Source organism: Caulobacter sp., from assembly GCF_049283275.1.
Lineage (GTDB): Bacteria > Pseudomonadota > Alphaproteobacteria > Caulobacterales > Caulobacteraceae > Caulobacter.
Window position 1 is genome coordinate 1 of the sequence record NZ_JBAPVS010000225.1, and the last position, 16,663, is coordinate 16,663.

Here is a 16,663-nt window from a genome sequence, read left to right on the forward strand (position 1 = left end):
GGGCCCGGTCCGCTCCGCGCCTCCCCACCCACTCGCCGCGAAAGCCCGAGGTCGAGAAGCCGTGCCTGTCATGTCGCGCCCGCGAACACTTGCCCCCACCTGGCGGCTTCGCCGCCTGTCCGCCCCCAGAGGGGGCGGAGGACGCCGTCTCCTAAACCCCCGCCATCTCCGCCACCACCTTCAGCGCCGCCTCGCGGGGGTCGTTCGCCGCCGTGATCGGGCGGCCGCAGACCAGGTGGCTGGCGCCGGCCTTCAGGGCGTCGGCCGGGGTGGCGGCGCGGGCCTGGTCGTTCTTGGCCGACCAGAAGGGGCGCACGCCCGGCGTCACCACCAGGAAGTCCGACCCCGCGATCTCGCGGGCCAGGGCGGCCTCCTGCGGCGAGGAGACGATGCCGTCGACCCCGCACTCCACCGCTTGGCGGATGCGCCGGGCCACCAGGTCGCGGGCCGAGAACGCATAGCCCATCTCGATCAGGTCGGCGTCGGTCAGGCTGGTCAGCACGGTGACGGCCAGGATCTTCAGGTCCGAGCCGGCCTTGGCCTTGACCGCCGCCGCCATCACCTGCGGCTCGGCATGGACCGTCAGCAGATCGCAGCCGGCCCCGGCCAGCACCCGGGCCGAGCGCTCCACGGTGGCGCCGATGTCGTGCAGCTTCCAGTCCAGGAACACCTGCTTGCCCTGGGTCTTGAGCTCGCGCGCCAGGGTCATGCCGTCGGTGGCCAGCAGCTCCAGGCCGATCTTGTAGAACGACACCGCGTCGCCCAGGGTCTCGACCATCTGGCGGGCCTCGACGGTGCTGGGCAGGTCGAGCGGCAGGATCAGGCGCGGATCGGCGGTCATGGCGGTTCCCCGAGGTGTGGCGCGCGGCGGCGCTTCGCCCTAAGAAGGGTTGAGCATCGGGCGCGAATTGAAGGCTAAGCACGTCGAATGAGCCAGGCAGAACTCGCCGTCAACTTCTTCGTCGCCCTGTTCGCCCTGATCGACCCGATCGGCAACGTGCCGCTGTTCGCCGCCGCCACCCTTGGGGCGGCCTCGGCCGGCCGGCGGATGGTGGCGGTCTATATCGGGCTGTTCGTCGCCGCCTTCCTGATCTTCTTCTATTTCACCGGCGTGAGCCTGCTGGAGTTCTTCGGCATTTCGATGCCGGCCTTCCGCATCGCCGGCGGCATCATCCTGTTCATCCTCGGGTTGGACATGGTGCGCGACGACTTCACCACCATGTTCGCCGACGCGGCCGAGGGCATCGAGGGCCAGTCGGCGCGGGTCTACGCCAAGCAGCGCTTCGAGCGGCTGATCGTGCCGTTCGCCATGCCGTTGCTCATCGGGCCCGGCGCGATCTCGACGGTGATCATCTACGCCAGCGAGGCCAAGAGCTTCGGCCTGGCGGGCATGGCCTTGGGCTGCGGAGTGATCGCGGCGGTGACGGTGGTGCTGGTGGCCACCTTCTGGGCCTCGCCGATCATCAGCCGGGTGCTGGGCCGGATCGGCATGAGCATCGTGGTGCGGGTGCTGGGCCTGATCCTTTGCGCCCTGGCGGTGCAGTTCGTGCTGATCGGTGTGGGGGACGCGACGCGGGGGCTGGTGCGACAAGACGCCAAGGCGCCGTACGCTGACCATCGATAGAGCTGGCTAGACCTTCCGGAACCGCGATCCCTGGCTGGCCATCAGCGCCAGGGCCCAGTCGTCGGGGATCAGTTTAGCCAGCACCGCGATGGCCTTGTTGGGCGAGCCGGGCACGCAGACGGGGCGGTTGGCCTCGGCGGCCTCATAGCCGGCGGCGGCCACCTCATCGGCCCCCAGCCACAGCCAGGTGGGCAGCGACTGGCTGATCTGGGCCCGGGTGCCGTTGACGTCGTGGAATTCCGAATAGGTGAGGCCGGGGCAAAGGGCGCTGACGTGAACACCGCTGGCCTGGTTCTCCAGGTGCAGGCTCTGGGAGAACTTCACCAGGAAGCTCTTGGTCGCCGCGTAGAGCGTGTGGCCGGCCGCGCCGGGGGTCAGGCCCGCCAGGGAGGCGACGTTGACGATGCGGCCGAAACCGCGCTCGACCATGCCCGGCAGCACCTTGTGGGTCAGGCCGCAGACCGAGACCAGCAGCACCTGCAGGAAGGCGCTCTGGTCGGCCCAGGTCGTCTGGGCGTAGGCGCCGGGCAGGCCGTAGCCGGCGTTGTTGACCAGGGCGTCGACCACCCGGCCCTCGGCCTCGATCGCGGCCAGCACGGTGTCGACGGCGTCTGGCTGGGCCAGGTCGGCGCCGATCGGATAGGCCTCTACGCCGAACCGCAGCCGGATCTCGGCGGCCAGGGCCTCCAGTCGGTCCAGCCGGCGCGCGGTCAGGGCCACGTCATAGCCGTGGCTGGCGTAGATGCGGGCGAAGGCGGCCCCGATGCCGGCGGAGGCGCCGGTGATCAGGGCGAGACGGCGAGCCATGCGGGGTTACGTCCAAGACGAAGAGTGAAACTTCGCCGGAGTCGAGCACGGGTGATGATTTGGTTCAAGGCGGTGACGAAGGAGGCCAGCGATGGCCCCCTTTGTCACGATGCGTATTCGCATCGCGACACTTCCCCCCGCTTCACGGGGGAAGAGGGGAGGGGGCGCTCGGGCTCAAGCGCCCCCTCGGCGGCGCCGGAGCGCCGCGGACCCGTCCTTCGAGCTGGGGATAGCGAAGGACGAGCCGGACCGTGTTAGGCGGCTTCGCTCAGCGCCGGTTGGGCGCCGCGCGTCCAGCGTACGGCGGCCTCGGCGATGCGGACGCCGAACAGGCGGGCGGTCTCGCGGTCGCCGGCCGGCGGGGAGATCTCGGGCGAAACGTTGTCGGACTGGGCGGCCAGGCCGATGAACGAGCCGACCCGGTTGATCGTGTCGGGGCCGCGTTCGGCGGCGGTCACGTTCGGCGGGGCCAGGCCCAGGTTCACCCAGTTCATGCCGTGCTGGGCGGCCAGGATGGTCAGGCTTTCAAGCGCATGGCCCTTGTCGCCCGAGAAGCTGTGCGAGTTGGTGAAGCCCGCGGCCAGCTTGTCCTTCCAGGCGCCGGTGAAGAAGGCGCCGGCGGTGGCGTCGGCGAACACTTTGAACACGCCCGAGACGTCGCCCATGTAGGTGGGGGCGCCGAACACCACGGCGTCGGCCTCATTGATCTGTTCGATCAGCGGCGCGAAGTCCTGGCCGGCGTTGTCGATCTTGAGCAGCACCGGGGTCTGGCCGGCGTCGCGGACGCCTTCCGCGATCTTGTCGGCCAGAACGGCGGTGTGGCCGTAACCTGAGTGATAAACGATGGCGACCTTGGTCATTGTCGTGAGCCCTGAAGAGGTTGTCGGTTTCGAAACTGAAGCCGTGGCGATTACATATGTGCGCCTTCACGGGTTTCCAGGGGTATCAGCAACAGAAGGTGGTGCAGTTATTCTAAAAGCCGGTTCAGCGGCGATGAGGTCGGGAATGTCGGCCGAAAAGGCGAGGCCCTAGGCCGCCGCCTCGACCGAGGCGCCGTTCAGCAGGTCGGCCACCGAGATCGTCGCCAGCCGCTCGGCCACGGCGGTGTCGGCGGCGATCATCGCCCCGCGCACGGCGTCGGGGATCTTTTCGCCGACCGGGCAGCCCTTGACGCCCTTGGGGGCCACGCCGAGGTGAGCGCAGCCGTTCACGGCCCGCAGAACGACGTCCAGGGTGATCGACTCAGGGGGCTTGAGCAGCCAGGCCCCGCCGTTGGCGCCGGCGCGCGCGCCGATCAGCCCCGCCTTGCCCAGCATGGCGGTCACGCGACGCACCACGACCGGGTTGGTCGGGACCGAGGCGGCGAGCTCGGCGCTGGCCACCGCGCGGTCAGCCGAAAAGGCGCTCTTGTGCGCCAAATAGGCCAGGGCGTGGGCGGCGACGGGGAATTTCTGACTGTCGGACATTTCTGTGGCAGGACCCTAAGGGCGTCGCTCGTGCGTTCAAACCGAAAACTATCGTTGTTATCCAGGTTCAGGTCGCGATTGAACCGGAGCAGGATTGGGTGTATCGCGCCCCGCTTGATCGATATGGGGCTCCGCACCGCGTTTTGCGAGGGCGACCCCGGAGGGATTGAATGGCTTCCGAAGCCTCTGGCGCTCCCACCTCCAATAGCGCCGCCTCATGCGACACGCCTCCGCAAGCAAACCATGGTCCCAAAGGTCACGGTCTGTTCGCGCTCGCGCTCGGCTCGGTCGGCGTCGTGTTCGGCGACATCGGCACCAGCCCGCTCTACGCTTTCAAGGAAGCGCTGCACACCGCCGCCCATGACGGGGTGACGCGCGCCGAGATCCTGGGCGTGGTGTCGCTGGCCCTTTGGGCGCTGATCCTGGTCGTCACGATCAAGTACGTCCTGTTCATCATGCGGGCCGACAACAAGGGCGAGGGCGGGGTGCTGTCGCTGATGGCCCTGGCCCAACGGGCGATCGGCAAGCGCACGACCCTGGTGTTCGTGCTGGGCGTCGTCGGCGCGGCGCTGTTCTACGGCGACGCGGTGATCACGCCGGCGATCTCGGTGCTCTCGGCGGTCGAGGGCCTGCGCACCATTCCCGCCCTAGACGGCAAGATCAGCAACCAGGTGGTGATGTTGATCGCCACCGTGATGCTGATCGGCCTGTTCGCCATCCAGAGCCGGGGCACGGCCAAGGTCGGCCAGCTGTTCGGCCCCGTCTGCGCCGTGTGGTTCGCGGTGATGTTCGCCCTGGGTCTCTACCACTTGGTCGATCACCCCGACATCCTGCGGGCCTTCAGCCCCTATTACGCCGTCAACTTCCTGATCGAGCATGGCCTGGCCGGCTTCCTGGTGCTGGGCGCGGTGTTCCTGACCGTCACCGGCGCCGAGGCCCTGACCGCCGACATGGGCCACTTCGGGCGCTGGCCGATTCAGGCGGCCTGGCTGTTTTTCGTGTTGCCGTGCCTGTTCATGAACTATCTGGGCCAGGGCGCCTTCGCCCTGACCGAGTTCGACGCCGCCGCCGCCGCCGGCCGGCCGTTCCACGAGTTGAACTGGTTCTTCGAGATGGCGCCGCAGGCCTTCCGCCTGCCGCTGGTGTTGCTGGCCGGCGCCGCGACCGTCATCGCCAGCCAGGCGGTGATCACCGGGGCCTTCTCTCTGACCCAGCAGGCCATCCAGCTGGGCCTGCTGCCGCGCCTGGACGTGCGCCGCACCTCGGAAACACAGTCGGGCCAGATCTTCGTGCCCCAGCTCAACACCATGCTGCTGGTCGGCGTTCTGGCGGTGATGATCACCTTCCAGACCTCCTCGGCCCTGGCCCATGCCTACGGCCTGGCGGTGACCGGCACGATGATCGTCACGACCATGATGGCCTATATCGTCATGCGCCGCCTGTGGAACTGGAAGCTGCCGGCCGCCCTGGCCTTCCTCATTCCCTTCATGGCCCTGGACCTGGCCTTCCTGTCGGCCAACGCCCTGAGGTTCTTCACCGGCGGTTGGCTGCCGGTCCTGATCGGCGCGGCCCTGTTCACGATCATGACCACCTGGGTGCGCGGCAGCCAGATCCTGACCGACAAGACCCGCCGCGACAGCGTGCCCCTGGTCGACCTGATGGAGATTCTGCGGGCCCGCGCCCCACACCGCGCCCCGGGCACGGCGATCTTCCTGACGTCCGACCCGGACATGACCCCGGTCGCGCTGATGCATAACCTCAAGCACAACAAGGTGCTGCACGAGCGCAACGTGATCCTGACCGTCCGCACGGCCGAGACACCCCGGGTCAATGACGAGGACCGCATCCGCACCCAGGCGGTCAACGCCGACTTCAAGAAGGTCGAGATCTTCTACGGCTTCATGGAAAGCCCCAACGTGCCCAAGGCCCTGGCCTTGCTGCGCAAGCAGCAGGGGCTGAAGTTCGACATCATGGCCACCAGCTTCTTCCTGGGCCGCCGATCGATCGTGCCGTCGGCCAACAGCGGCATGCCCCTGTGGCAGGACCGGATCTTCATCTTCCTGATGAAGAACGCCGCCAATCCCACCGACTTCTTCAAGATCCCGCCCGGCCGCGTGGTCGAGTTGGGCGCCCAGGTGACGGTCTAGGATGGGCGTTCTGGCGGTCCTCGGCGACATCCTGTGGCTGCTGGCCCTGTCGATCATGGGCGGCGCCTCGCGGATGGCCTGGGGCAAGGTCCGGGACGTGCTGGTGCCGGTTCTGTGGTCGCCGTCGGGAAAGACCCTGTGGCGGGCCCCGCGCGCCGTGGCCCTGGCCTCGCTGCCCACCTTCGCCTTCCTGCTCAGCCTGTGGCTGCTGGTCGAAAGCCGCCGGCCGGTGGACCTGAACGTCGGGATCATCCTGCTGTGCGTGCGCGCCATCCTGGCGGCGATCTTCGCAGTGGTCCATCTGACCCAGGTGCGCCGCGCCCTCAATCAGCTGGTCGCCGAAGGCCAGATCAAGCTCTGACACACGATCTTCGCGCCATGCCGTTTCAATGCGGTTGAAACCGCGCTAAACGCCCCGCGACCCGGTGTTTCTCCGAAGGAGAGGCGCTTGCGACTTTGTGTTTCTCTAAAGGACCCGCTCATGGCCACCAAGCCCGTGAAGAAGGTCGTGCTCGCCTATTCGGGCGGTCTCGACACCTCGATCATCCTCAAGTGGCTGCAGACCGAATACGGCGCGGAGGTCATCACCTTCACCGCCGACCTCGGCCAGGGCGAGGAGATCGAGCCGGCGCGCGCCAAGGCCCTGGCGGCCGGCGTCAAGCCGGAGAACATCTTCATCGAGGACGTGCGCGAGGAGTTCGTGCGCGACTTCGTGTTCCCGATGTTCCGGGCCAACACGGTCTATGAGGGCCAGTATCTGCTGGGCACGTCGATCGCCCGTCCGCTGATCGCCAAGAAGCAGATCGAGATCGCCCGCAAGATGGGCGCCGACGCCGTCAGCCACGGCGCGACCGGCAAGGGCAACGATCAGGTCCGTTTCGAGCTCGGCTACTATGGCCTGGAGCCGGACATCACCGTGATCGCTCCGTGGCGCGAGTGGGACTTCAAGTCCCGCGAGGCCCTGCTGGACTTCGCCGAGAAGCACCAGATCCAGATCACCAAGGACAAGCGCGGCGAGGCCCCGTTCAGCGTCGACGCCAACCTGCTGCACAGCTCGTCGGAAGGTAAGGTCCTCGAGGACCCGGCCGTCGAGGCCCCCGAGTTCGTCCACATGCGCACGATCGCGCCCGAGGACGCGCCCGACAAGGCTACCGTCATCACCATCGACTTCGAGAAGGGCGACCCCGTCGCCATCGACGGCGTGAAGATGAGTCCGGCCACCCTGTTGACCAAGCTCAACGAACTGGGCCGCGACAACGGCGTCGGTCGCCTGGACCTGGTCGAGAACCGCTTCGTCGGCATGAAGTCGCGCGGCGTCTACGAGACCCCGGGCGGCACGATCCTGCTGGCCGCCCACCGCGGCATCGAGTCGATCACGCTGGACCGCGGCGCCATGCACCTGAAGGACGAGCTGATGCCGAAGTACGCCGAGTTGGTCTACAACGGCTTCTGGTTCACGCCGGAGCGCGAGATGCTGCAGGCGGCCATCGACTACAGTCAGGCCAAGGTCGCCGGCCAGGTGCGGGTGAAGCTCTACAAGGGCAATGTCAGCGTCATCGGCCGCAGCAGCCCCTACAGCCTCTACGACCAGGACCTGGTCACCTTCGAGGAGGGCAAGGTCGCCTACGACCACCGCGACGCCGGCGGCTTCATCAAGCTCAACGCCCTGCGCCTGCGCGTCCTGGCCAAGCGCGACAAGCGCGACGCCTAGGGTTCAGGGTCTTCGACACGACAAAGCCCCGCCGGCGACGGCGGGGCTTTTTTGTTGGATCTGCTATCGACCGAAAACCCGACCTAATCTCGTTGCGGGCCTCGCAAGGCGCGGAGCAGATTGTCACGCAGCTTGACCATCAATTTCTGCACCACCGGGAAATCTTCCCCCAGGCCGCTGGCGACCCGCAGGCTGGCCTGCGGCGTGCGCGCCGTCTCCCTCACGCGCCGACCCTCCGGCGTGAGGCTGACGATGACTTGGCGTTCGTCCGCCGGATCGCGGCGACGGCTGACATAGCCCAGAACCTCCAGCTTCTTGAGGATCGGCGTCAGCGTGTTGGATTCCAGGAACAGCTTTTCGCCCAGGGCGCCGACGCTTTGGTTGTCTTCCTCGGACAACGCCACGATGGCGATGAACTGGGTGTAGGACGTCAGCCCCAGCGACTCGATGAGCGGCTTGTACGCCCGGCCGAAGGCCAGGTTGGCTGAATAGACGGCGAAGCAGAGGAAGTCATCGAGGCCGGGCGTCTTCGCGGCCGGGGGCGCGGCGGTCTGGGCGGCGGAGGTCATGCGTCGTCTCGCGGTTCGTGATCGTTCGCCACCTATATAAATCGATACCGATTAAATCGGAAGGGGTTGACAGGGCGGTTATCTCGGCTCATTAGATCGATACCGAATAAATCGGTACCGATTTAAATCACGAACCCAGGGAAACCTCCAGATGACCGCCGCCCAAATCCTCGATCGCCCGCAAGCCGATGCGCCGATCCCGACCGCCCTCGACACCAAGCTCGAAGTCCTGCTCCTGCCCGTTTCCGACGTTCATCGCGCCGCCGACTTCTACCAACAGCTGGGCTGGCGCCTGGACGTGGACCACCGGGAAGGCGATGCGCGCATCGTCCACTTCACGCCCCCGGGCTCGGCCGCCTCGGTCATGTTCGGGACCGGCGTCTCGCCGTCGGCGCCGGGTTCGGCGCAACTGACCTTCCTGGCGGTCTCCGACATCGTCGCGGCCCGCGCCGCGCTGGTCGCCAAGGGCGTCGCTGTCAGCGAGGTCTTCCACGACCGGAACGGCGGCTACCGCTTCGACCCGGACGCCCGCCAGAACGGCCCCGATCCGGATGGCCGCAGCTACGCCTCGTTCGCCACCTTCAGCGACCCGGACGGCAATAGCTGGCTGCTGCAGGAAGTGACCACGCGGTTCCCGGGCCGCATCGACTCCGGCGTGACCGGCTTCGGCTCCACGGCGGACCTGGCCGACGCCCTGCGCCGCGCCGGCAAGGCCCACGGCGAGCATGAGACGCGCGCCGGCGGCGCCTACGACGTCAACTGGCCCGACTGGTACGCCGCCTACATGGCCGCCGAGCAATCGGGCGCCCCTCTGCCTCTCTAGGCCGTCACGCAGCGCGCCGACCCCGGCGCGCCGCCGCTCTCCCCACATCCCACACAAGAGAGACCACCATGACCACGCTCACCAAGACCTTGGCCGCGACCGTCATCGGCGCCGCCCTGCTGACCGCAGCCGCCGTCCAGACCGCGTCGGCCCAACCCGCGGCGTCGGTGTTCCTGCCGATCGCGAACGAGCCTCCACCCAAGCTGATCGTCGAACCGCCGATCCCGGCGCGCCTGGCGGCGGGCTCGGTGCTGATCCCATACCGCACGGAAAACTTCCGTATCCTGCCGATCTTCGGCGCGGGCGCCCTGGACGTCTCGCCGCGCGCGGGCCATCTGCACGTCACCGTCGACAACCTGCCCTGGCACTGGGCCGACGCCAGCGACGATCAGACGGTTGTGGTCGTCGGTCTGCCCCCTGGACCGCACAAGATCCTGCTCGAACTGGCCCTGCCCGACCATCGGGTCCTCAGTGGTCAGACCGTGTCGTTCATCGTCCCGGCGACCTCGGGCGCAACGGGCGGACATCACTAGCCCGAAATGTCCGTCCCGGCGGTCGGCTGCACCAGGTCGGGGGCCAGGTTCACGCCGGTCTTGTTGTAGATCACCCAGCCGATCAGCCTGAACGTCGCGTCCAGCAGCTGCTGGGCCAGGACCAGGGTCATCAGTTCGGTGAAGTTCAGCACATCCTGAAGCGACGCCTTCTGCTCGGCGAGCGCCAGTTCAGCCGTTTCCTGATCGATCCGGCCCTCGATGAGGGCGGCCTGGGTCTTGATCGCGGCCGTGGCCAGACTTTTCAGATTGCCCGCCACCACGCCCTTGTTCTTGTTCCACCACCGCGTCGAGACGCCGCCCAGTTCGTCCTCGAGCGCGGACACCAGGTCGCCCACGTCGTCGATCACCAGATTTGGGAAATCGGTCATGCTCTCCCCCCTAGTTCTTCATCGCCCTGACAGCGCGAGCCGCCAGGTCGCAGCTGCTCATCATCGGCTCGGTCAGGCCGGCGTCGGCCTTGATTCCCTGGGCCTTGTGCAAGGTCGCCAGGCTCGAGACCCGAGCGCCGCAGCTCTTGATCAAGCCGACCGTCAGGTCCCGGGCCCTTTCCGCGCCCTGGCCGCTGGTCGGAGCCGATCCCGCGCGAAGGGCGGCGACGGCCAGGCCGGCCTGGATGCCGGCATAGGTCTCGACCTTGCCGGGATAGGTGGCCTTGTCCTGGTAGGCGCCCATCTCGGCCTCGGCCGCCAACTTGGCCGCGCTCTCGTAAGCGGCGGTGGTCTTCTGGTCGAGCGTGGCGTCATAGGGCGGCGCGAACACCGCGCAGGCGCTCAGAACCAGCGTCAGGCCGGCGACGCTCGCGGTGCGGCCAAGGGCGCGAATGGCGTGGACAAGGCTCATAGGACGTTTCCCCCCAAGGCCAACCATGAGCTGCAATCGCGACCGACTCAAGCGCACTTCGCTACTTGAGCTCGCCCGGTCGGTAGGTCCGCTCGACATGGCCCGCCAACTGGTCAGGATAGAAATAGACCGTCCGCAGATCGCCCTTGGCGTAGCGCTGCGCCTGGTCGGCGAAGTGTTTCGAGACCGGGTCGCCGCTCTCGCCGCCGGCCGACACGGCCAGGGCCTTCACCTTCGGCCCGAACTCGACCACGGCCACGAAGCTGTTGCCGCTGGTTCCGTAGTACTTTTTCGTGCCCGGATAGCGCTTGGCCCCGAACGAGGCCAGCGAACCCCACTGGCCAGAGGCGAAGGGCACGGGGATCGAGGGCCTCTCGTCATCGAAGGTTTGGACGATGGCCCCGTCGTTGCGCTGGAAGCGGTTGATCTGGCCCCAGGGCGTGCGCCAGTCGCCGAAGTCGGCGGTCAGCCGGTCCGACGCCTCGGCCAGGGCCGACAGTTTCTGGGCCGAGGTCGTGCGCTCGGCCATGTAGCGATAGACCGACAGGCCCTGTTTCTTGGCCTCGGCCGACGACTTGGCCCACAGGGCCTCGCCCCAGAACACCGCCAGAGAGGTTTCGGTCGAGCCCTCCGACCAGTTCAGGTCCCAGGCCTTCAACGCCGCCATCTGACGCGCCAGCCGCGCCTTGGCCGGATCGCCGTCGGGTGTGTCGTCATAGGCCTGTGACAGGGTCGGGATCAGGTCGGCGAAGGCGGTCAGGTAGGGATCGTAGGCGGCTTGTATCAGGGTGGGCGGGGTGAAGTCCTTGCGCCCGGTCAGCACCCGCGTGGCGTGGATCCCGCGCGGGGTCTCGCCGACGCTGTCCATGTAGCGCGGGAAGTCGGCCGGCTTGGGGCTGTAGGGGCCGGCCGCCGAATAGGGCCAGTTGTTGGTGTTCATCAGCCAGCCGTTGGGCGGGTTCTTCAGCCGCGGCGCCTCGGAAAGGGCGTGCAGGCCCTTCCAGTCGGTGGCCGGGTCGGCCCCGTCGACCGGCTTGGTGTAGTCGAAGCGGTCGTCGCGGCGGGGAATGAACTGGGGGTGCAGGTAAGCCACCTCGCCCTTGTCGTCGGCGAACAGGGTGTTGTTGGAGGAATTGGCCTTCAGCTCGGCCACCTTCAGGAAGCTTGCGTAGTCGGTGGCCTTGGTGCGCAGGAACGACTGCTCCAGCGCCTCGACCGGCTTGTACATCATGGCGAAGGCGACCCACTTGCCGTCGGCCGCCCGGACGATGGGACCGTGGTGGGTGCGGTAGGTGGTGAAGGTTTTGCGGGCCAGGCCGCCGTCGACGGTCTTGTAGGCGACCTCGACGGTCTTGGTCACGACCGGCCGCTCCTCGGTCCCGTAGGCGTAGAACAGCTTGCCGTCCTGGTTCCGGATCGTCTCGGCGAACTCGTCGACTACGTCGACCGTGCTGGAGGTGTGCATCCAGCCGGCATGGGCGTTGAAGCCCTGATAGACGAAGAACTGACCCCAGGTCGCCGCGCCGTAGGCGTTCAGCCCCGCGTCACTGGTCATCTGCAGCTCGGAGCGGAAGAAGAACGAGGTGTGCGGGTTGATCAGCAACAGGGCGTGGCCGTCCTTGGTGTTGGACGGGGCGATGGCGAAGCCGTTGGAGCCGGTGGGCTCGCGGAATTCCACGGCTTGTGCGAACTCCCGCGCCTTCACCTCGGCCGAGGCCTGCAATTGCGGTTTGCCGTAGAAGGCCTCCAGCTCGCCCAGCGAGATGCGCTCGACGTCGCCGCCGATGCTGCCCTCGGTAAAGCTCAGCGCCATCCACGGCTCGAAATGCGTGAGGACCTTAGGCTTGGTGTCCGGATGGGCGGCCAGGTAGAAGTTCAGACCGTCGGCCCAGGCGTCCATCAGGGCCTTCAGCCAGGCGGGGCTCTTGGCGTAGCGCGCCTGAAGATCGGCCGGATCGACGAACAGCTTCATCCGCAGGTCCTGCCAGACCGCCTTCTCGCCTTCCGCCTCGGCCGTGCGGCCCAGAGCCGTCAGGTAGTTGGCCTCGATCCGGTTGAAGTCGTCCTCGGCCTGGGCGTAGACCATGCCGAACACCGCGTCGGCGTCGCTCTTGCCGTGAATGTGGGCAATGCCCCAGTCGTCGCGGACGATCTGCACCCTCGCCGCCGCTGCGCGCTGGCGGACCAGATCGCCGGCGGGCGAGGCGGCCAGGGCGGACGTCGACAGCGCCGCGCAGGCGGCCGACAGCAACAGCAGGTTTCCGATACGCAAAGCAACGCCCTCCCGATCCAGGGCTGGGACCGTCAGGCGCCGCTTAAGCCTTGTCCAGACTCGCGCGCGCGTCAGGCCTGATCAGACCCGCGCCGCGCGAAAAACGGGCGCGGCGGTGGTCACGCCAACGGTCAATGGATGTCGGAAGGTGCTTGATGGAGCCGAGCGGAACCACCTCAGAACCAATAGAGCTAGCCACTTAGAACGACCTGCCAACCACATTTGTTGGCGCTCTGTGTAGAAGGCGGCGAGGCGATAAATAGGGACCTCATCTTAGGTGAATTGTGAGCCAGATGAGCGGGACAAGCACCCCGGCGGCAAAGCCTGCGGCGCTTAGGATCTGCGCGCCAATCGCAGCCCTCGACCACCACCTTCCAATCCTCCCGTGCCGATCCCAAGAGGTGTCGCTTTCCTCCATTTCGTTCTCATCAACGTAAACGTAGGACTTGCCGCCGTGGGGAAAAGAGTACGCTGAAACGAGCTTCTGGCTGCGATCACGATCTATTCGTAGGGCTCGCAGCAGCGGGATCAGGCCCGCAGCCAACAGACCTACGGCGAAGCACCAGAGCCCCGCGACAAAGGGAAACTGTGGTATTGTCTTAGTCCACGTGTTGACGATTGCGGAAGTCAGGCCGATCCCGCCAGCCCCGTTGCCGACCGCAAGCGACAGGTGCCACTTCAGCATGAGGTCATCGTGCCGGTCGCCCAGGCTCTTGGCTTCCGCAACGAGAGGCTCGCGCCGCCTCCGGTCTGCCGCTAGGGCCTTCTCAAGCATTTCAGTCGCAGTGTCGGTCACCTTGGTCGGCTCCACCACTTAACTAGCCTGGCCTTCCAATGATGCCAGCAAACACCTCGTAGGTGCCGTCATCAGGGGGTGGCGTTAAGATACGCAGCGACAAAGCGGCCAGTTTGCATTTCGTCCCCTGCGTTGTGTAGCAGATGCAGGAGGCTTGGAAATTTTCTAAGGAACTGATCTCTTAGGTTTTCCAGGGCGTTCAATGCCTTTGGAAGGTCCTTGGTGGAGCCGAGGGGAATCGAACCCCTGACCTCCTCATTGCGAACGAGGCGCTCTACCATCTGAGCTACGGCCCCAAGGAAGCGCGGAGATACTTTGGGGCGACCGCCCCGTCAAGCGCCCGGTTGGGTCCAACGACGGCCGTGGCTTGCCAGGGCCGCCAAGGCGCGGCAAGAAGCAGTGCACGCGGACGGGAAGCCCATGGTCGCCATCATCAACTTCGTCTTCTTCATCGCCGGCGCTTTGCTGAGCCTGCTGTGGTGGGCGATCATCATCTCGGCGGTGTTGAGCTGGCTGGTGGCCTTCGACATCATCAATCTGCGCAATCGGGCGGTCTATCAGATCAGCACCGTCCTGGACCGGGTGACCGCGCCGGTGCTGCGCCCGTTCCAGCGGATCATCCCGTCGCTGGGCGGCGTCGATCTCAGCCCGATCGTCGTGCTGCTGATCATCACAGGCGTGCGGGCCATCCTGTTGCCCGCCCTGCAACACGGCTTGATCAGCCTGGTCGGCGGCGGCGGCTACTACTAGGCCCATGACTTCGCAGACCCGCCTGGCGGTCCGCCTCACCCCGCGCGGCGGGCGCGAGGCGATCGAGGGTTGGGCGGTCGACGGCGAGGGCCGGCCCTATCTGAAGGTGCGAGTCGCCGCCCCGCCGGTCGAAGGGGCGGCCAACGCCGCGCTCCTGGTTCTGCTGGCCAAGACCCTGGGCGTGCCCAAGTCGTCCTTGTCGATCGTCTCGGGCGCCGGCGCTCGGATCAAGATGGTCGACGTCGGCGACTGCGACGTCTTGTCGCTGGCGCGCGCTCTGGGACAGCCCCCGGGACGGGTTTCGTGACACCGCCATGCAAGGCGCGGTCGAAAATCTCATCGCGCCGCCGCTGACCATCCGAAAATACCCGTCCCGACCCGAAACAAGGTCGAGTTTGCTCGACGATTCGAGAAAAAGACCTCGGCGAACCCTGTTTTTCATCCCCTCTTAGCGACGCTGTTTCATGCTATGGGCTCTTTGCGCGTGGCGGGGGCCACTCGGCGCGGGGGGGGGTAAGTGGGCGACGTACGACATCAGTCGGGAGAGATGAGGGCGGCGCTCGCGCGGCGCGGCAATCTCTATCTGCGCGTCGTCGCCACGGTGATGATCGCCCTGATGCTGCACGTCTTCATGGGGGCCAGCTGGACCTGGCTGTGGGCGGGGACCTATGCGGCCGCTCAACTGCTCGAGCTGGTGCTGATCCGCCGGTTGCTGCAGCAGCCCCATCCCGGCCGCGCCTTGCGGTACGTCGTAGCGGCCATGCCGGCGATCACCTCGATCATCTTCGGCTTCCTGTCTCTGCCGCTGTTCGCCTCGCCGGTGCGCTTCGCCCCGACCCTGGGCGGCATGCTGCTGGCCGGCGCCCTGCTGAACGTCATCGTCGTCAATTCCAGCTTGAGGTCGGCGACGATCTCGGCGGCCGCCCCGCACGTGGTCTATCTGATGATCGTGCCGTTCATCGCCCGGGCGGCCAATCCGGGCGCGCGCCTGGCCGACGCCCTCTGGCTGGGCGTGGTGCTGCTGATCGTCTCGGTGTTCGTCGCCGCCCGCACCCTGGAACGCGCCCTGGCCGCCGAGGCCGCGGCCAAGGAGGAGGCTGAACGTCGCCGCCATGAGGCCGAGGAGGCCGTCGCCGCCAAGTCGGCGTTCGTGGCCATGATCAGCCATGAGCTGCGCACGCCGATCAGCGCCATCCTGGCCGGGGCCGCGCGCCTGCACGGCGACGTGCCCGAAGCCGCCTCCAAACTCCACGCCCAGCTGATCGGCGACGCCGGCGCGATGATGCGCACCCTGCTCAACGACCTGCTGGACCTGTCGCGCCTGGACGCCGGGCGGATGGCGATCGAGCAGGCCCCGTTCGATCTGCGCCAGGCCATGGCCGACACGCTGCGCCTGTGGCGGCCGGACGCCAACAAGAAGGGCCTTCGTTTGCGGGTCGAGGGCGCGGCGGGCCTGCCGCGATGGGTCGCCGGCGACTCCATGCGGCTGCGCCAGGTGCTCAACAACCTGCTGTCCAACGCCATCAAGTTCACCGACCGAGGCGCGGTCACCGTGCGCCTGACCGCGCGCGAGGCCGGGGACCACCTGATGTTCGAGGCGATTGTCGTCGACACCGGGCGCGGCCTGACCGAAGAGCAAATGGCGCGCCTGTTCACCCCCTTCGACCAACTGGCGTCCAACGTGGCGCGCGAACATGGCGGCTCGGGCCTGGGCCTGGTGATCAGCCGCGAACTGGCTCGGCTGATGGGCGGCGACCTGACGGTGACCAGCAAACCCGGCAAGGGTGCGCGCTTTCGGGTGGAGGTTCGGGTCGAGGCCGCCCAGGCGCCGGACGTCCTGGCCGGCGGGGCGGCCATCGAGGGCGCGCGGGTGCTGGTGGTCGACGACCATATGGTCAACCGCCGCGCCATCGAACTGGTCCTGCAGTCGTTCGGCATCCAGCCCACCCTGGCGGAGTCCGGCGAACGAGCCCTGGAGCTGCTGCAGTCGGAGGTGTTCGACGTCATGCTGATGGACGTCTACATGCCGGGCCTGGACGGCCGCGACGCCACGCGCCAGTTGCGCGCCGCCGACGGTCCCAACCGAGACATCCCGGTGATCGCCGTCACCGCTTCGGCCACCGCCAAGGACTGGGAAGCCTGCCACGCCGCCGGCATGAACGCCCACGTCGCCAAGCCCATCGACCCCAGCCAACTGCACGCGGCGCTGAGCGAAGTGATGCCGGCCGCGAGGGCGGCGGGCCAAGCGGCGGCTTAGGTCGGCGAAACCCCCTCCGGCCCTCCGGGCCACCTCCCCCAGAGGGG

General features: G+C 67.4%; 18 protein-coding genes and 1 tRNA gene. 9 read left to right on the forward strand and 10 right to left on the reverse strand.

Annotated features, from left to right (window positions below; translation table 11 throughout):
• Positions 1–151: 151 nt before the first annotated feature.
• Positions 152–841, reverse strand: a complete 690-nt coding sequence (pyrF, locus tag WAL33_RS12650; RefSeq protein ID WP_422181904.1) for an orotidine-5'-phosphate decarboxylase — start codon at positions 839–841, stop codon at positions 152–154.
• Between the two features lie 87 nt (positions 842–928).
• Here pyrF and WAL33_RS12655 point away from each other — a divergent pair, with 87 nt between their 5' ends.
• Positions 929–1,624, forward strand: coding sequence for a MarC family protein (locus tag WAL33_RS12655; protein ID WP_422181905.1), 696 nt, complete (start codon positions 929–931; stop codon positions 1,622–1,624).
• A 6-nt stretch (positions 1,625–1,630) separates the two neighbouring features.
• Here the strand turns inward: WAL33_RS12655 and WAL33_RS12660 are convergent, their stop codons facing one another.
• The 3 genes from WAL33_RS12660 to WAL33_RS12670 all read right to left on the reverse strand — a co-directional run bounded on the left by WAL33_RS12660 (position 1,631) and on the right by WAL33_RS12670 (position 3,897).
• Positions 1,631–2,431: an SDR family NAD(P)-dependent oxidoreductase gene (locus tag WAL33_RS12660; protein ID WP_422181906.1), complete on the reverse strand. Its 801-nt coding sequence runs from the start codon at positions 2,429–2,431 to the stop codon at positions 1,631–1,633.
• 254 nt (positions 2,432–2,685) lie between these two features.
• Positions 2,686–3,291 carry a flavodoxin family protein gene (locus tag WAL33_RS12665; protein ID WP_422181907.1) on the reverse strand — a complete coding sequence of 202 codons (606 nt, stop codon included), beginning with the start codon at positions 3,289–3,291 and terminating at the stop codon, positions 2,686–2,688.
• Positions 3,292–3,459: 168 nt separating this feature from the next.
• Positions 3,460–3,897 (reverse strand): Rrf2 family transcriptional regulator, encoded by a 438-nt coding sequence (locus tag WAL33_RS12670; protein ID WP_422181908.1) that lies wholly within the window; start codon positions 3,895–3,897, stop codon positions 3,460–3,462.
• A gap of 170 nt (positions 3,898–4,067) precedes the next feature.
• Here WAL33_RS12670 and WAL33_RS12675 point away from each other — a divergent pair, with 170 nt between their 5' ends.
• The 3 genes from WAL33_RS12675 to WAL33_RS12685 all read left to right on the forward strand — a co-directional run bounded on the left by WAL33_RS12675 (position 4,068) and on the right by WAL33_RS12685 (position 7,755).
• The gene (locus WAL33_RS12675; protein ID WP_422181909.1) at positions 4,068–6,044 is read left to right on the forward strand and encodes a potassium transporter Kup; all 1,977 of its coding nucleotides are present in this window, start codon (positions 4,068–4,070) and stop codon (positions 6,042–6,044) included.
• Between the two features lies 1 nt (position 6,045).
• Entirely contained in the window at positions 6,046–6,405 is a 360-nt protein-coding gene (locus WAL33_RS12680) for a hypothetical protein (RefSeq protein ID WP_422181910.1), read from the forward strand.
• Between the two features lie 120 nt (positions 6,406–6,525).
• Positions 6,526–7,755 carry an argininosuccinate synthase gene (locus WAL33_RS12685; RefSeq protein ID WP_422181911.1) on the forward strand — a complete coding sequence of 410 codons (1,230 nt, stop codon included), beginning with the start codon at positions 6,526–6,528 and terminating at the stop codon, positions 7,753–7,755.
• 83 nt (positions 7,756–7,838) lie between these two features.
• Here the strand turns inward: WAL33_RS12685 and WAL33_RS12690 are convergent, their stop codons facing one another.
• Positions 7,839–8,324 carry a MarR family winged helix-turn-helix transcriptional regulator gene (locus tag WAL33_RS12690; RefSeq protein ID WP_422181912.1) on the reverse strand — a complete coding sequence of 162 codons (486 nt, stop codon included), beginning with the start codon at positions 8,322–8,324 and terminating at the stop codon, positions 7,839–7,841.
• Positions 8,325–8,475: 151 nt separating this feature from the next.
• Between WAL33_RS12690 and WAL33_RS12695 the strand changes: the two genes are divergently transcribed.
• Entirely contained in the window at positions 8,476–9,147 is a 672-nt protein-coding gene (locus tag WAL33_RS12695; RefSeq protein WP_422181913.1) for a VOC family protein, read from the forward strand.
• A gap of 68 nt (positions 9,148–9,215) precedes the next feature.
• A complete protein-coding gene (locus tag WAL33_RS12700) occupies positions 9,216–9,680 on the forward strand; it encodes a DUF6130 family protein (protein ID WP_422181914.1) in 465 nt (154 codons plus the stop codon).
• Here WAL33_RS12700 and WAL33_RS12705 read toward each other — a convergent pair.
• From WAL33_RS12705 to WAL33_RS12725, 5 genes are all read right to left on the reverse strand, one after another.
• The gene (locus WAL33_RS12705) at positions 9,677–10,069 is read right to left on the reverse strand and encodes a hypothetical protein (RefSeq protein WP_422181915.1); all 393 of its coding nucleotides are present in this window, start codon (positions 10,067–10,069) and stop codon (positions 9,677–9,679) included. The two genes, WAL33_RS12700 and WAL33_RS12705, sit on opposite strands and share 4 nt — an antisense overlap.
• A gap of 10 nt (positions 10,070–10,079) precedes the next feature.
• Entirely contained in the window at positions 10,080–10,541 is a 462-nt protein-coding gene (locus WAL33_RS12710; RefSeq protein ID WP_422181916.1) for a hypothetical protein, read from the reverse strand.
• Between the two features lie 61 nt (positions 10,542–10,602).
• Positions 10,603–12,813: a penicillin acylase family protein gene (locus tag WAL33_RS12715; RefSeq protein ID WP_422181917.1), complete on the reverse strand. Its 2,211-nt coding sequence runs from the start codon at positions 12,811–12,813 to the stop codon at positions 10,603–10,605.
• Positions 12,814–13,081: 268 nt separating this feature from the next.
• Positions 13,082–13,609 (reverse strand): hypothetical protein, encoded by a 528-nt coding sequence (locus tag WAL33_RS12720; protein ID WP_422181918.1) that lies wholly within the window; start codon positions 13,607–13,609, stop codon positions 13,082–13,084.
• Between the two features lie 220 nt (positions 13,610–13,829).
• Positions 13,830–13,905, reverse strand: a tRNA-Ala gene (locus WAL33_RS12725).
• A 124-nt stretch (positions 13,906–14,029) separates the two neighbouring features.
• On the opposite strand from WAL33_RS12725, the gene WAL33_RS12730 reads away from it, so the two are divergent.
• The 3 genes from WAL33_RS12730 to WAL33_RS12740 all read left to right on the forward strand — a co-directional run bounded on the left by WAL33_RS12730 (position 14,030) and on the right by WAL33_RS12740 (position 16,616).
• Positions 14,030–14,359: a YggT family protein gene (locus WAL33_RS12730; RefSeq protein ID WP_422181919.1), complete on the forward strand. Its 330-nt coding sequence runs from the start codon at positions 14,030–14,032 to the stop codon at positions 14,357–14,359.
• Between the two features lie 4 nt (positions 14,360–14,363).
• Entirely contained in the window at positions 14,364–14,666 is a 303-nt protein-coding gene (locus WAL33_RS12735; protein WP_422181920.1) for a DUF167 family protein, read from the forward strand.
• A 240-nt stretch (positions 14,667–14,906) separates the two neighbouring features.
• Positions 14,907–16,616, forward strand: coding sequence for an ATP-binding protein (locus WAL33_RS12740; protein ID WP_422181921.1), 1,710 nt, complete (start codon positions 14,907–14,909; stop codon positions 16,614–16,616).
• Positions 16,617–16,663: the final 47 nt, after the last annotated feature.